Raw genomic sequence first — 14,587 nt, 5'->3', positions numbered from 1 at the left:
CCATTAAAAACACAGCAAAAACTGCACCAATACCCTCTCCCCCTTTTTACCCGCATGTAAACCCGGGTACGGCAGGAAAAGTGTATACCATGCACCGTAACAACTCACTAGCCTGCACGCGTGCGTGCATACATTATCCCCTGCCCGCCTGCGTAGCATGTTCCAGGCATGCCGTATCAACAAACCAGTGTATATCGCCCACCTGGTTCACGGGCAGCACCTCAGCCTCGCGGATGCGCTGAATAATCGCCGCCTTCGCCGGGCCGGCGGCGAGTACCACGCGCAGGCGTGCCTGGCGCAAAGTCGCAAGGCCCATGCTCACTCGATCGGTGGGCGGCTTCGGTGCATCATGCACGGCAACTACCGATGATGTCGTTTCCTGCAGGGCGGCATTGCCGGGAAACAGACTCGCCGTGTGGCCGTCCTCACCCATGCCGAGAAAGGCGATATCAAAGGCATCAATACCCTTAATCATTTCGCGGTAGGCCACCGCGGCCTGCTCCGGCCCAAGTTCTGCCGGCATGGGATGAAAGTGTACGGTTGCGAGACGTGACAACAGGTGTTCGGCGATCATTACGTCATTGCGTTCCGGGTGACCTGTCGGGTAGCAGCGTTCATCGCCGGGATACCAGTGGATGTTATCCCATGGCAGGTCCTTTTCTGCCAGCCGCGTAAAACAGCCGGCCGGTGTCGTGCCACCCGGGACGATCACATGACAGGCGCCACGCGCGCCAATACTTGCGACGATAGCCTCCGCGATATAATCAGCCGCGGCCACGGCCGCCGCGTCGAGTGAGGGATAAGTCGCCCAGTGATGCATCTCAGTAAGGCGGCTTATGCCAGCCGAGCACGCAGTCGGATAACAATTCTTCCATACCTTCTACCTCCCAGGTCCCGGCATGATAACGGTTGATCGCAAGTCGGTCTTTCCAGGCCTCAAGAATCGGTTGGATAATCGACCATGATTCCTCGACCTCGTCAGCGCGTGAGAACAGTGTCGCGTCGCCGATAAGCACATCGTGCAACAAGACTTCGTAGGCATCCGCGACATCCCCACCCTCTTCGGAATAGGGGGCGCGCATCACGCTACGCCGCATCTCCGTGGTCAGTCCCGGCAGTTTTGCATTCATGCGCAGGGCGATCCCCTCGTCAGGGTGGAGGCGAAACACCAGCGCATTGGCCAGTGGCGAACTGGCCTGTGCATCAAACAGGTTGAACGGTGGCTTGCGGAAACGGATCACGATCTCCGAGACCCTTCGTGGCAGACGCTTACCGGTCCAGAGCACGAATGGCACGCCCTGCCAGCGCCAGTTATCAATATAAAAGCGTACCGCCGCAAAGGTCTCGGTGGCCGACTCTGGCGACACCCCCTCTTCGGACACGTAAGAGCCTACGGGTTCATCATCTATAGTACCGCTACTGTATTGCGCCGCGACAGTCTGCTTTTTAATATTTTCAGGTTCGATGGCCCGTACCGCACGCAACACTTTTATCTTTTCATCACGTACGGCATCGGCAGTAAATTCTACAGGCGGTTCCATGGCCACCAGTGTCATCACCTGCATCAGGTGACTTTGGATCATGTCGCGCAAGGCGCCGGACTTCTCGTAGTAATTGGCACGGTATTCAATGCCGATCGACTCGGCCGCCGAGATTTGAATATGGTCGATAAAGTTACGGTTCCACAACGGTTCGAGAATGCTGTTGGCAAAGCGGTACACCAGCAGGTTTTGCACACTCTCCTTGCCCAGATAGTGATCAATGCGATAGATCTGTGACTCATCCAGCACGGCCTGCAATTCGCGGTTAAGCTTTTTCGCACTCTCCAGGTCCATGCCAAAGGGTTTTTCGATCACCATGCGGCGAAAGCCGTCTTTTTCTTCACCAAGTCCCACCTTGTTCAGGCCGATGGCGATCGTCGTGTACCACTCCGGCGGCACCGCACAGTAAAACATCGCATGCGTACAACCATCGATGGTTTCCAGTGCCGTCGCCAGCTCGGCATAAGTGCTCTCGTCCTGCAGGTCGCCAGGCACCATCTTGCACAGGGCACTGAATGTCTGCCATTGTTGTGCATCAATGTCGATGTCAGGCGCATACTCGTGCATACCGTGGTAAAGTGAATCCAGCCAATCCGCCTGCGTGCGTCCCTTGAGGACACCAATGATACGGCTCTTTTTATGTAACAGGCCGCAACGCAGCATCTTTACCAGTGCTGGTACCAGTTTTCGTTTGGTCAGATCCCCGCCGGCACCGAAGATGACAATATTACTCGGCTCGGTCGGCTCGCCTATGCACTGTTTGTAGATATCCCCTGTCATGCTTCGTCCCTTTGGCCTACTCGGCCGGCTTGATTGCATGCCCGCCAAATCCGGCGCGCATTGCATTCAACACCTTGCCGGCAAACGATGGCGACTGGCGACTGCGAAAACGCATTTGCAGCGCCAGGGTCAGGACCGGTGTCGGGACACCGAGTTCGATCGAGTCCTGTACCGTCCAGCGGCCCTCACCGGAATCGTCAACGTAGTCGCTCAGCGAAGACAGTGCCCTATCAGAGGCGAAGGCATCCGCCATCAGGTCAAGCAACCATGAACGCACCACACTGCCGTGTTGCCAGATCTCCGAGACCTGGTGCAGGTCCAGACCCATCTCCTCTTTCGCCTCGAGAAGCTCAAAACCCTCGGCAAAGGCCTGCATCATGCCGTACTCGATACCGTTATGGACCATCTTCACGTAATGGCCGGCACCACTCGGCCCGACATGGCCCCAGCCCTTGTCTTTTGCCGGGGCCAGGGACTCGAGTGCCGGGCGGATCATGGCGATAGCTGCATCCGTACCCCCGACCATGATGCTGTAGCCGTTTTCGAGCCCCCAGACACCGCCGGACGTGCCTGAATCGACAAAGTGTATGCCTGACATAGCCAGCCGTTCGGCGCGCTGTTTACTCAGATTAAAATTGGAATTGCCTCCATCGACGAGCAGGTCACCCTTCTCCAGCCCTGCCGCCAGCAAGGCCTCGATGCTGTCGTCGACAAACTGGTGAGGTATCATTAACCAGATCACTCGAGGAGGCGTAAGCGTTTTAATCAATTCCTCAAGGCTGCTTACCGCCGTCACATTTTCCAACTCATTTTCGAGTTCTATCGCCGTATCGGGTGATTTGTTATAGGCAATAACCTCGTGCCCATCGCGAACAAGTCGCCGCACCATATTTGCACCCATCTTGCCCAAACCGACCATCGCTAGTTTCATTACTCACTCTCCCGTCACCATTCAGGCATGGTTTGCCACTATGAAATAACCGCTGCAAGGTTTATACCAGCACGACCGGCGGCCACCATCACCCTGCGGCCTAGACATTAACAGGTATGACAATGAAAACGAGTAAGCAGTGATACCTGCCAGAAAAGGCCTTACACCTAACGATGCACCATTCTGAACCGATATGCCAGCCTGTTGTGCACGGCATGACGCGGCGCGCTACACAATAAAAAAACCCCGGCTACGCTGGCCGGGGTTTTTTATTACCTATTCAAAACCTGACAATTTAGCCTTTAATTATTCACTTTCATTATTTCACTATTATCGTATTCACCGACTCGTTACCGCCGAGCAACCTGACCGTGACGCGATACACACCCTTCTCCGCACCCACCTGCACCGGCACACTGAGAATATTACTGCCTGTAGCCGGGTCGGCCAGCAGGCTACCACGACTGGCCTCGCTCGGGCCATTGATGCTCACGGTGCCTATCTGAGCACTCCCGTCTGACAGGGTGGCCAGGTAAGGCCGTGCCGGGTCGACGCTATAATTGGCGACAATACGGACATTGTTGGGCTCACCGGCCGCAGCGGCCTGAAACAAGATAAAACGCGGGGCATACGGGGCACTTTCCGAGAAGGTAGTGGTTCCTGGCAGGCGTGCGGTATTCTGCAACACGCTATTCGGGGCAACGCGCTGGAAATTGGTATTTTCATTAACCTCCATGGTCGGCTGCGGCGCACCCGCCCCTCCGGTAGACACACCAATATTGGTGATCGCCACTTGCGGGCCGACATCTGCCTTGCTGCGGAACATCACATCCGCTACGCCCGCTTCGCGCAATGTGCCATCGGCATCATAGATACGAACAGCAACCGTGCCGACACTACCGGCTGGGCCGTTGCTGAACGGCGCGATACCGGCGCGTGGCCGCACATGGGCTATTTTCACCCCGATCTTTTTCGCCCGCTCACCTTCCAGGCCATTTTTTCCATTACCACCATCGGGGGTAATCGTTATGATATGGCCACCTGACGACACGTTTGGTGACAGGGTCGCCGTCCAGTTGCCCAGTTGCACACTGTCACCGGCATTACCATGAATCGGGTTTTGCGGACCGGTGGTCAGGATCACGTGGCCATTGGTCAAAAACCCGGATGGGTCCACCTCCAGGACAGGGTTGATAATAAAGGCCCCGGTCAACTGGATCTCCATACGGCCCCCCGCTGGGATCTGGTGGCCAAAACGAGCCGGGTCGAGGGCAAAGGCCGGGTCATCCGCACCCTTCGCATTCAGTATCGCATTGAACTCGGTGGGCGCATCGGCCACCAGACCGTTAGACACCACCGGGGCGTTAATAATATCGACAAGAATATTGTCGGGCTTATCATCGGCCGGGCAAACCACCGTTACCCCCAATAACAACGCCCCCAGCAACCATCCACTTTGTTGAATTATCTTATGCATAGTATCTCCTCCTTGCTTTGGTTAAATGGTATCGTTATCAGTGATACCTGTTTATTGCCTTGAGAACACCACGACCCCTCGCTGACAAACTTTTTATATATAGTCCCAGGTTAATTAAATCGCGATCGTTGCCCAGCCCTGTCTTTGCCGACGTTTGATCAACTCCGGGCCCGAATGCGTAATCAACGCCTCCGGCAAAATACTGATCTCTGTGTTTTCTACCCTGGCCTGGCGTAACATCGAACGCTGACAGGCCACAAACTCAACCGTGTCATAGTGTGTGCTGATAAAATGAATCCTGTCAGAGTACGGCGACACACCCTCTTGCAATAAACGAATGCCTTGTCCGCTGGCAACGACCTGCACACGCAAACGATTCTCACCTGCCTGCGCGTGCGCCAAAAGTTCCTCCAGTTCCGCAAACATAAGCAAGGCGGCATCATGCCCGGCATGGGTAATATGCAGCACCAGCTTCAGCTCTTCTCCGGCTGCTTGTGTCTGCAGTAATGAAGTGACATTGGTATAAGGTTGTGATACATCCCTGGCAATGACCGCCTCACCACGCATATACCAGGCCGTGCTGGCTGTTAACGAAAACAACATCATTAACACCGATGCGGCAGCAAACCAGCGGCTGAAGAGACGACGTTTCTTCGGCAACCTAACCGGCATATCCAGTATTTCACTCTGTGGACGTGCGGCCTTAACCATATCCTTGAGCATCCTGAGCTCAGCAATCATCTCGACGAGATGCGGGTCCTTGAGCTGCGCATTGAGCACAGTCTGACGCTCCTCGGTATCAAGTTCATCATCGACAAAGGCATTTAATAATTCTTTGGATATCGATAAAGGCTGTTTCATTTAAGACTCCGCAACGTAGGCGCCGACTGCCCGCTTGGCTGTTCCTGCTGATTCAATAGCTGTTTGAGTTGGCGCCGTAAACTTTCACGTGCGCGACTGACGCGGCTCATGACCGTACCGATACGAATACCCAGGGCATCGGCGACATCACGGTAACTCAAGCCTTCCATATCAACGAGGGTCAGGACCTTACGGTGTTCATCTGAGAGGTGACTCATGGCAATACGCACCTGGATGACGATACGTTCCTGTTCGAGGCTCGCATCCGGTGTCCGCTCATCGATCAGCGAATCCTCCTCATAACAGGTTTCGCGACGATATTTGCGCAGGTACATACGGTGGCAGTTGTTGAGGATACTGATCAGCCAGGTTTCGAGTAGATCCGGATCGCGCAATTGCTGGTACTTGTCGAGCGCAGCAATGACCGCCTCCTGCACGACCTCATCACAAACATCCGGCGCACAGCCCCAGGCCCGACAAATGACGTACAGGCGCGGGATCACCGCACTAACGCGCGCCTCCGTCTCCTTTCTGCTCAAACCCCCTGTTTTCACAGTGACTTATTGTTCCTGTCGCTGGCGTGAATAAGTTAGATGCAGAAAGTCGGCTTTTATTCCCTCCCACAGAAAGAAATATGGCCCCATCCCAACGCCATTAACCAGGATTGAGAACAAAGCGCGGCAATCTCGCGGAAAAAACACCTGTTTTTCGTGCCAGAACCCGCCTTATCCATTACACTTAATACTATGTTGCGCAAACACCGGAATAAATTAGTTGTACTCATAGTACTCATCGCCGCCGGCATTACCCTGCAGGTCTTTGACCTGTTCAACCCGCAGGAACTTATCAGTATCGGCCGCGACTACGCCGATCAATGGTGGCTGATCGCAGTCATCATCCTGCTGCAGGTGTTGCTGTTTACCTTTGCCCTGGCCGGCTCGCAGTTCCTCTGGGTCGCGGCCACACTCTATCCCCCACTCACGGCCACCTTTATCCTCGCTGCCGGTGCCACACTCGGTGGACTATCCGCTTACCTGTTTTCCGCCAAACTCACCGAGGATTGGTCCGCCAGGGTACAGGGCTCACGTGTCTATCGGCTGCTCGAAAAACAGGATCAATTTTTCACCCTGCTGGCCATGCGTATTATGCCGGCCTTTCCACATTCCCTGATCAACTACAGCTCGGGAATACTGCGTATAAAATGGCACTATTTTATCCCTGCGACCATCATCGGCATCGGCGCCAAGTCCTATGTCTATGCCAAGGTGATCTACAATGCTACCAGTGCCGATGCATTGACTGAATTGCTAAAGTTCTCAACCTACGGCCCACCATTGCTGATCTCGGCATTCATCATTACCGGCCTAATAATAAAATACCGACTGGACAAAAATCGCACATAAACAATTCAGTCTCCACGTCTATTTTTCCAGCATTTGTAGCCGTCATGGTTTAAAATACCGCAGCTATTTGTCTTATTAAAAACTCATGAGCATAAACGATGTTATTAGACGACTATTATGATGAGAACCAGGGCAGTCTCTGCATCTCTCGTCAACAGGCCAGCGACTTTGCCAAAAGGGTGGCCGGTGACTTTAACCCCATTCACGACGAGGACGCCAAGCGTTTTTGCGTGCCCGGCGACCTGCTGTTTGCCCTGGTACTGAATAAATACGGCCTTAGTCAACATATGCGCTTTGTCTTCTCGGGCATGGTCGGTGATGGGGTAAAATTGCATTTTCCTGCAGCCGACGTCGAACCAATCATAATCACTGATAACAACGGTAAGGACTACCTGCGTATCGAACATGAAGGTCTGACCTCGAAGGACCCAGGGCTTGTCCAGAACCTGATCCAGCGCTATGTCGAGTTTTCCGGCCAGACTTTCCCGCACATACTCGTACCACTAATGGCCAAACACAAGGTCATGATCAACCCGGATCGCCCCCTGGTGATCTATGAAAGCATGGCCATCGACATGGAGCGCCTGGATATCAGCGACCCGCAACTGGAGCTGAGCCAGTCGACACTTAATGTTGAAGGCAAGCGTGGCAGTGTGTGCCTGGAGTTCTGTATCAAGTCAGCAGGACAGGTGGTCGGTAAGGGGAAAAAGAATATGGTTCTCAGTGGCCTGCGCGAATTCGAACAGCAAACCATTGAGCAATTGGAAAACGATTACGCTGCGCGCAAACAGGCCTATGTGTGCTGACAGCGCCTACTGCCGCGTTCTGAAAGACACCTCATCGCAGTAGAATGCGCAACAGCCGTTAACGCATATAAACGTGGCCTTCTTCCTGTTGTAAGCGAACGATTTCCGCATCGGCCATGGGCACCATTTCGACGAAACCATGAATATCCTTTGGCTCATAACCGTGTCCCTGTGCGGCGATGCGACACATGCGAAATTTTATGACTTCATCAAAACTCAGGCTTTGTGCACGCTGCATGAGGTCTTTATATTTTTGATAATTTTTTGTGGCAAAAAACGGAATTTCGTCACCATGCAGGACTATAACAATAGAGGCGGCAAAGGGGTCTGCATTGTATACCTTGCTCAGGTAACTGACGCGATCCAGCACATTTCTAAATTGTGCGAGACTACCCGCCGCCACATCGTAGACCACGCGTTGCGGCTTATATTGAATGTTATTGACATTGCCACTGCCCCAGGGGGCGTTGTCCGCAGCATAGGCGGGTACACAGGCAAAGACAGACAAAACGATACTAAATATCCAACGCATAATAACTCCTTCCATGTTCATGATTGACAAGTAGAATAGCATCAAAAACAGGGACTGTGTATGAATCCCTTATGGTCCTATCGACAACATGAAAGTTGCCAATGGTTCACTCCCAACCCTGAACGATAATGGTCCGCCTTAGGGTTATCGGCTTGCCGTGGTCTCATCGAGCACGTTCTGAAAGGCCTCGATATCGGTAATAGGTGGCTGGCAAGTATGTCTGCTGCACACCCAGGCAACACAGTCACCCTGCGACACACGTTGCGCCAGCAGGCCGGGCAATGTGTCTGCCTGTGCCGGGATCGGCAGACACACTCGGTGTGGGGCATAACCGGCATGGCAACGGGTCAGCCATGTCTGCAGGCTCGCCTCACTACCACGCAAGACAATGGTTTGTGGCGGTTGCAGCCATTCCTCAAGGGCCGTCAGCAGGGCCGTGTGTGCACGCGGCATTTCAGTCATGCCCGTCCAGGCGGCTTGCAGGGTGCGCTCGACGGCATCAAGGTAACGCGGCTCACCGAGAAGGTGGCCGAGCCGGTTCAGTACCTGTGCGGCAATACCGTTACCGGAGGGGATGGCCTCATCCGTAAAAGACTTTGGCCGCTGCAGTAACTGTTCGTGATCATCGGCGGTAAAGTAAAAACCACCATCCCGTTTATCTTCAAAGTGTGCCAGGGTTGTCTCGGCCAGGGTAATGGCAAATGCCAGATCGCCGTCACGCCAGCGAGCCTGCAATAAGGCAAGAATGCCATCGATGAGGAAGACATAATCATCGAGATAAGCCATCAGGTGTGATTTACCGTCTTTGTGCGTGGCCAGCAGGCGCCCATCTTGCCATAACTGTGCGCGGATAAAATCCAGGGCACGCTGTGCCGACGCGATCCAGTCTTGACGATCAAGCAGGCGACCGGCCGTGGCCATACCCTTAATCATGAGACCATTCCAGCTGGTGAGGATCTTCTCATCACGACCCGGGTGGATACGTTGCTCACGCACCGCAAACAGGCTTTCGCGCGCCCGACTGATGCATGCCTCGGCGGTATCCACGGTGATGCCGAGTTCCTCTGCGATCTCTGGCAGGCCACGGAAGACGTGTAGATGCCATGCACCTTCAAAGTTGGGTTTGCGATCCAGCCCAAAGTGACGACTGAACACTGCATAGGCCTCTGTATCGAGATGCGACTTCACCTCTGTGGGCGTCCAGACATAAAACTTGCCCTCCTCGCCTTCGCTGTCGGCATCAAGGGTCGAATAATAGCCACCATTCGGCGACTGCATCTCGCGCATGACCCAGTCAGCAGTATCCGTGGCAATATCTGCAAACGCGGCTTCGCCCGTGGCCGCATAGGCCTCGGCATACAGTGTCAACAGGGGACCATTGTCGTAAAGCATTTTTTCAAAATGCGGGATCATCCACTGGTCATCCACCGAATAACGACAAAACCCTCCACCAAGTTGGTCAAACATGCCACCGGATCCCATGGCGTGCAAGGTCAGGCGCACCATCTCCAGTGCGTTCGTATCCGCTTCCTCGTCGTCTGAGGTGGCGGCCCAGTGCCGCAACAGACGGTCAAGATTGGTTGGATGCGGAAATTTCGGTGCCTGGCCAAAACCGGCATAACGCCGGTCAAAGGCCTTTTCTAATTGTTGCCGGGCATCCGCCAGCGGCCTGGCATCCGGGCACTCGGCACTTGGCGCGATGTGCATACGTGCCAATACCTCCCGCAGCGAATCATCCTGTTTTTTTAATTCATCGCCGCGCTGACGATAAAACCCCTCTACCTGACGCAGTAGCGAAGTAAAGGCTGGCAGGCCATGCCGCGGTTCGCGGGGGAAATAGGTACCGGCAAAAAACGGGGTGTGATCCTGCGGGTTTAACACCAGTGTTAACGGCCAGCCGCCATTACGCCGTGTGAGCAAGTAGTGGGCAGTCTGATAGATCTTGTCGAGATCAGGCCGCTCCTCACGATCCACTTTAATATTAATAAACAGCTCATTCATGACCTTGGCCGTAGCCGGGTCTTCAAAGGATTCGTGGGCCATGACATGGCACCAGTGACAGGCCGAATAACCGATCGACAGCAGGATGGGTTTGTTCTCGGCGCGGGCGAGTCCGATCGCCTCTTCACCCCAGGGATACCAGTGCACCGGGTTATCGGCGTGCTGGAGCAAGTAGGGGCTGGTTTCGTGACAGAGTGCGTTCGGTGCTGATGGTGTCTGCGGTTTCATAGGGCCTGGTACTTGATGGTTTTCATCAAGTATACAGGAGCCTGCTGACGCATATCTCAGCCTGCTGTCTATATTGATGCAGACGTTATTAATAAAATTTATTTATCACCTGCCATAAAGCCTCGTCTCTGTTTGCCATCACGTACCCCTGCACACCTGCCTTAAGTAGTGCTGCGGCAAATAATAACTTAAAAAATACGGATATATTTCTATTGACTTTGTTACGCCCTGACACTATTTTTCGCTTAGACTGATTCTAATGCTCAGTTAATCAGTCTGGACTGGTCAATCCACCGTGACCAGAAGACGGGAAAGATTCCCGTCATTTGCTTTCCACAACTGGAGGTGAATATGAAAACTTTCGTTTCTGCCCTTGGCGGAGTATTGCTAACGACTACGACCCTGGCCCCTGTTGCCGCACCACTTGGACTCCCCGAGGTACCCGTGCCGGCAAATAACCCCCTGACCCCTGAAAAAATCCAACTCGGCGACAAGTTATTTCACGACACGCGTTTCAGCGCCACAGGCGAAGTGAGCTGTGCCACCTGTCACGACAAGAAAAAAACCTTTACCGATAGCCCATTAAAGGTATCGGAGGGGATTAATAAACTGATGGGCACGCGTAATGCCCCGACCGTAGTCAATGCGGCCTATATGCACTCCATGTTCTGGGATGGGCGCGAGCCTGACCTGGAGGGCCAGTCGGCGGGTCCGTTTATCAACCCGGTTGAAATGGGGCTGCCCAACCATGAACCCATTTTAAAGATCGTCCGCAGTGATGCAGAATACACAAAACTCTTCAAACAGGCATTTAACAAGCACGGCAAGCAAATCAAGATGCAACATGTGCAACAAGCCATTGCCAGCTTTGAGCGCACTATCATCTCCGGTAATTCGCCCTTTGACCAGTATCAATATGGCGGCGACAAACACGCCATGGACGAGGCCGCAGTACGTGGCTTTAAGGTCTTCCGGGAGCAAGGCCGCTGCATCTCCTGTCATACCGTTTCACAATCCTATGCCCTCTTTACCGACAGCCGTTTCCATAATCTTGGCGTTGGCTTTGAGCGCATAAACAAGGATGTAGGCGAACTGACCAGCGCCTTTGCCAAGGCGAAAAGGAATGCCGCCGAGGTCGATGTGGCCGTGCTAACCAACAAAAACACCTCTGAGCTGGGACGTTATGCTGTCTCGATACAATCACGCGACGTAGGAAGTTTCAAGACACCAACCCTGCGTAATGTGGCCAAAACCGCTCCCTATATGCATGACGGCAGTCTTGAATCACTGCTTGACGTAGTCAAGTTCTATAACAATGGCGGGCGTGTAAAGGAAAGTGATCCCACCTTTGATTTCCAGAGTGGCGGGATCCGTCCTCTGGACCTGAGTGATGAGCAAATGGACGATCTGGTTGCCTTCATGGAAGCGCTCACCAGTCCTGAATACAAGTAAACGGAGGTACACATTATGGAACGTCGTAATTTTCTAAAAAGTGCCGGTGCACTCCTGGCAGGTAGTGTACTTCCCATTAGTCTGGTGGAAGTCGCCTTTGGTAAAAGCAAACACGAAAATTTCACTTTTGCCTATATCTCTGATTCCCATATCCAGCAAATCAAGGGTAACAAATTTGTCCGCAATTTTGACCGTGGCCTGGTCCGTGCCGTGGCCGAGTGCAACCTGATGGACCCAAAACCTGACTTTGTGATCTATGGGGGTGACCTGGCACAGCTTGGCAGCAAGCCGGAAATCGACCATGGGCTGGAGATCATGTCGGCCTGCAAACACAAAGTCCACTACGTTATGGGTGAACATGATTACTACCTGGACCTGGGTCAGTATTGGGAATCACAACTCGGGCCGCAGTGGTACAGCTTTGACCACAAGGGCGTGCACTTCGTAGTACTAAACAGCATCATCGTCGATGAAAAATGGACCAACAAGTGGTCGAGTGGCGAGGAACGCATGGGTGTGATGGCCGGACTCGACAATCCTCTTGGTTCACCCTTCATGGTCGGTGCTGCACAACGTGCCTGGCTTAAAAATGATCTCGCCAAGGTCAGTAAGGATACCCCCCTGGTGGTACTCTCGCATTCACCCTTGCAAAAGATCTACAAGGGCTGGAACTTCTGGACCGATGATGCCGAGCAGATCCAGGCCATTCTGAAGCCTTTCAAGAAGGTGAATGTGTTCTACGGTCACGTGCACCAGATCCAGTACAACCAGATCGGTAACATCAGCTTCCATTCGGTGATGGCTACGGCCTGGCCCTGGCCGTACCCCTCTACTTACAGTCAGGCACCCAGTCAGTTGCCAAAACTAACAGTGGAGATGAACCGCGCCGACCCCTTCTTCGAGCGGGATGCCACCGGCTGGCAATTTATCGATGTCTGGAGCGGCAATACCAGCATGCATTTCCAGTTGCCGGAAAATAGCCCCCGCACCGTGGCATACAACAAAAAGCATAAACAACCCGAGGACACCAAGTATCAGTCCGATCGCATTCCACCGCAGAAGCACTATTAATGATCAGGGAGGATAAACGAATGAAATCAATACATCATGTTGCCATCGCGGCTACTATGTTTCTTGTATATGCAACATCAGCGTTTGCCGATGAATTTACTGATCAGGACCTGAAAAACTGGGAACAGGATTTTCAAACTGCAGTAATACAGGGCCGTAAGTTATTTACCGACCCCAACCTCGGTAGTAACGGCGTAGTTTGTGCGCAGTGCCATCCCAATGGCGCCAATACCCACCCGGAGACCTATCCCAAGCTACAGAAGCAACTGGGCCGGGTCGCCGTAATGTGGGAAATGGTCAACTGGTGCATACGTAACCCGTTGGAAGGCAAGGACCTGTCGCCCGATTCCCCTGATATGATCGCGCTGCAGGCCTATATCACCTTCGAACGACGCAATGTCAAGCTGGCACCAGGAAAACATTAAGGTTTAATGACGAGAATAAACCGGGTACCGTGATGGGTACCCGGTTTTTTATTGCCCACATTTTGGGGAACCCGTACACATGCATGCCAGCTGAAGATGCTATTATTACGCCGACATCTTATGAAATGCTACTAGACGCAGCCGGTTCTCACACGAAGGATCATAAATGAGCTCTACTCACCATCACGGCATAGACGATTCTGTCGGTGACAGGCGGCTAGGCCTGGCCATTGCCGCAAATATGCTACTGACACTGGCACAGGTGGTCGGCGGACTTGTCTCCGGCAGCCTGTCCTTGATCGCCGATGCCCTGCATAACTTCAGTGATGCTGTCTCGCTGCTGATTGCCTGGGTGGCGCGGAAGATTGGCAGGCAACCTGCCGATCACTTCAGAACCTTTGGTTACAAACGCGCCGAAGTGATCGCCACATTGATCAATCTGGTCACGCTGATACTAATAGGTCTATATCTGATCTTTGAGGCGCTATGGCGACTCTATGAACCGCAAATTATCGAGGGCTGGACCGTAATTATCATTGCCGCAATTGCCCTGCTGGTTGACGTTGCCACAGCAGTGTTGACCTATAGTATGTCGAAACACAGCATGAATATCCGTGCGGCCTTTTTGCATAACGTCTCAGATGCCCTGGCCTCGGTCGGTGTCATTATTGCCGGAAGTCTGATCCTGCTTTATGAATGGTATTGGAGTGATACGCTACTGACCCTGCTCATCGCCGGCTACGTACTCTATCAGGCCGCAATATTGTTTCCGGAAACTGTCCATATCCTGATGCAAGGCACACCGCAAGACATCGCCATCGAGGAGGTTATCAATGTTATGGAAAATACCAGCGGCGTATCCAATGTACACCATGTGCATATCTGGCAGCTGGATGAGCATACCAATGCCCTCGAGGCACATGTTGTCATCGATGATTTTAGCCAGATAACAACCATAAAGAGCACTATAAAAGACGAGTTATTACAGCGATTTTCTATTGACCACTCAACACTCGAGTTTGAAGAGGCGCATTGTGAGCAGCATAATTGTCAGGTGAGACCTATTAGATAGCAATGAT

Annotated in this window: 14 protein-coding genes; 6 read left to right on the top strand and 8 right to left on the bottom strand. The window is 53.1% G+C overall.

The window, feature by feature from the left end; translation table 11 throughout:
• Positions 1–133: 133 nt before the first annotated feature.
• From pgl to EL386_RS06310, 6 genes are all read right to left on the bottom strand, one after another.
• Positions 134–820: a 6-phosphogluconolactonase gene (pgl, locus tag EL386_RS06335; protein ID WP_126454519.1), complete on the bottom strand. Its 687-nt coding sequence runs from the start codon at positions 818–820 to the stop codon at positions 134–136.
• A gap of 1 nt (position 821) precedes the next feature.
• Positions 822–2,321, bottom strand: coding sequence for a glucose-6-phosphate dehydrogenase (gene zwf / locus EL386_RS06330; protein ID WP_126454517.1), 1,500 nt, complete (start codon positions 2,319–2,321; stop codon positions 822–824).
• 16 nt (positions 2,322–2,337) lie between these two features.
• Entirely contained in the window at positions 2,338–3,252 is a 915-nt protein-coding gene (gnd, locus tag EL386_RS06325; RefSeq protein WP_126454515.1) for a phosphogluconate dehydrogenase (NAD(+)-dependent, decarboxylating), read from the bottom strand.
• A 319-nt stretch (positions 3,253–3,571) separates the two neighbouring features.
• Positions 3,572–4,729, bottom strand: a complete 1,158-nt coding sequence (locus EL386_RS06320) for a hypothetical protein (protein WP_126454513.1) — start codon at positions 4,727–4,729, stop codon at positions 3,572–3,574.
• 114 nt (positions 4,730–4,843) lie between these two features.
• Positions 4,844–5,590, bottom strand: coding sequence for a hypothetical protein (locus EL386_RS06315; protein ID WP_126454511.1), 747 nt, complete (start codon positions 5,588–5,590; stop codon positions 4,844–4,846).
• Positions 5,587–6,129, bottom strand: coding sequence for an RNA polymerase sigma factor (locus EL386_RS06310; RefSeq protein WP_172597642.1), 543 nt, complete (start codon positions 6,127–6,129; stop codon positions 5,587–5,589). Before EL386_RS06310 ends, EL386_RS06315 begins: the two co-directional genes overlap by 4 nt.
• Positions 6,130–6,336: 207 nt before the next feature.
• Here EL386_RS06310 and EL386_RS06305 point away from each other — a divergent pair, with 207 nt between their 5' ends.
• Together EL386_RS06305 and EL386_RS06300 are read left to right on the top strand one after the other, a co-directional pair.
• Entirely contained in the window at positions 6,337–6,993 is a 657-nt protein-coding gene (locus EL386_RS06305) for a TVP38/TMEM64 family protein (protein ID WP_126454507.1), read from the top strand.
• A gap of 98 nt (positions 6,994–7,091) precedes the next feature.
• Positions 7,092–7,799, top strand: coding sequence for a DUF3581 domain-containing protein (locus EL386_RS06300; RefSeq protein WP_126454505.1), 708 nt, complete (start codon positions 7,092–7,094; stop codon positions 7,797–7,799).
• A gap of 58 nt (positions 7,800–7,857) precedes the next feature.
• On the opposite strand, the gene EL386_RS06295 is transcribed toward EL386_RS06300, so the two are convergent.
• Together EL386_RS06295 and EL386_RS06290 are read right to left on the bottom strand one after the other, a co-directional pair.
• On the bottom strand, positions 7,858–8,331 hold the full coding sequence (locus tag EL386_RS06295) for a DsrE family protein (protein WP_172597641.1): 474 nt from the start codon (positions 8,329–8,331) through the stop codon (positions 7,858–7,860).
• Between the two features lie 144 nt (positions 8,332–8,475).
• The gene (locus EL386_RS06290; RefSeq protein WP_126454503.1) at positions 8,476–10,560 is read right to left on the bottom strand and encodes a thioredoxin domain-containing protein; all 2,085 of its coding nucleotides are present in this window, start codon (positions 10,558–10,560) and stop codon (positions 8,476–8,478) included.
• Positions 10,561–10,911: 351 nt separating this feature from the next.
• Here EL386_RS06290 and EL386_RS06285 point away from each other — a divergent pair, with 351 nt between their 5' ends.
• From EL386_RS06285 to EL386_RS06270, 4 genes are all read left to right on the top strand, one after another.
• Positions 10,912–12,012 (top strand): cytochrome-c peroxidase, encoded by a 1,101-nt coding sequence (locus tag EL386_RS06285; protein ID WP_126454501.1) that lies wholly within the window; start codon positions 10,912–10,914, stop codon positions 12,010–12,012.
• Positions 12,013–12,027: 15 nt separating this feature from the next.
• Positions 12,028–13,083 (top strand): metallophosphoesterase family protein, encoded by a 1,056-nt coding sequence (locus tag EL386_RS06280; protein ID WP_126454499.1) that lies wholly within the window; start codon positions 12,028–12,030, stop codon positions 13,081–13,083.
• Positions 13,084–13,103: 20 nt separating this feature from the next.
• Positions 13,104–13,508, top strand: a complete 405-nt coding sequence (locus tag EL386_RS06275; protein ID WP_197722164.1) for a hypothetical protein — start codon at positions 13,104–13,106, stop codon at positions 13,506–13,508.
• A gap of 166 nt (positions 13,509–13,674) precedes the next feature.
• The gene (locus tag EL386_RS06270; protein WP_126454497.1) at positions 13,675–14,580 is read left to right on the top strand and encodes a cation diffusion facilitator family transporter; all 906 of its coding nucleotides are present in this window, start codon (positions 13,675–13,677) and stop codon (positions 14,578–14,580) included.
• Positions 14,581–14,587 lie beyond the last annotated feature (7 nt).

This window comes from Sulfuriflexus mobilis, from assembly GCF_003967195.1.
GTDB classification, from domain to species: Bacteria; Pseudomonadota; Gammaproteobacteria; order AKS1; family AKS1; genus Sulfuriflexus; species Sulfuriflexus mobilis.
The sequence above is the reverse complement of the archived record's forward strand: the minus strand, read 5'-3'. Positions and strand labels throughout refer to the sequence as shown.

What these genes read in the sequence shown, in the direction of transcription:
- EL386_RS06270 (WP_126454497.1), top strand. Translation starts at nt 13,675, where the DNA reads ATGAGCTCTACTCACCATCACGGCATAGACGATTCTGTCGGTGACAGG.
- EL386_RS06285 (WP_126454501.1), top strand. Translation starts at nt 10,912, where the DNA reads ATGAAAACTTTCGTTTCTGCCCTTGGCGGAGTATTGCTAACGACTACG.
- EL386_RS06275 (WP_197722164.1), top strand. Translation starts at nt 13,104, where the DNA reads ATGAAATCAATACATCATGTTGCCATCGCGGCTACTATGTTTCTTGTA.
- EL386_RS06315 (WP_126454511.1), bottom strand. Translation starts at nt 5,590, where the DNA reads ATGAAACAGCCTTTATCGATATCCAAAGAATTATTAAATGCCTTTGTC.
- EL386_RS06300 (WP_126454505.1), top strand. Translation starts at nt 7,092, where the DNA reads ATGTTATTAGACGACTATTATGATGAGAACCAGGGCAGTCTCTGCATC.
- zwf (WP_126454517.1), bottom strand. Translation starts at nt 2,321, where the DNA reads ATGACAGGGGATATCTACAAACAGTGCATAGGCGAGCCGACCGAGCCG.
- EL386_RS06280 (WP_126454499.1), top strand. Translation starts at nt 12,028, where the DNA reads ATGGAACGTCGTAATTTTCTAAAAAGTGCCGGTGCACTCCTGGCAGGT.
- pgl (WP_126454519.1), bottom strand. Translation starts at nt 820, where the DNA reads ATGCATCACTGGGCGACTTATCCCTCACTCGACGCGGCGGCCGTGGCC.
- EL386_RS06320 (WP_126454513.1), bottom strand. Translation starts at nt 4,729, where the DNA reads ATGCATAAGATAATTCAACAAAGTGGATGGTTGCTGGGGGCGTTGTTA.
- gnd (WP_126454515.1), bottom strand. Translation starts at nt 3,252, where the DNA reads ATGAAACTAGCGATGGTCGGTTTGGGCAAGATGGGTGCAAATATGGTG.
- EL386_RS06290 (WP_126454503.1), bottom strand. Translation starts at nt 10,560, where the DNA reads ATGAAACCGCAGACACCATCAGCACCGAACGCACTCTGTCACGAAACC.
- EL386_RS06305 (WP_126454507.1), top strand. Translation starts at nt 6,337, where the DNA reads ATGTTGCGCAAACACCGGAATAAATTAGTTGTACTCATAGTACTCATC.
- EL386_RS06295 (WP_172597641.1), bottom strand. Translation starts at nt 8,331, where the DNA reads ATGCGTTGGATATTTAGTATCGTTTTGTCTGTCTTTGCCTGTGTACCC.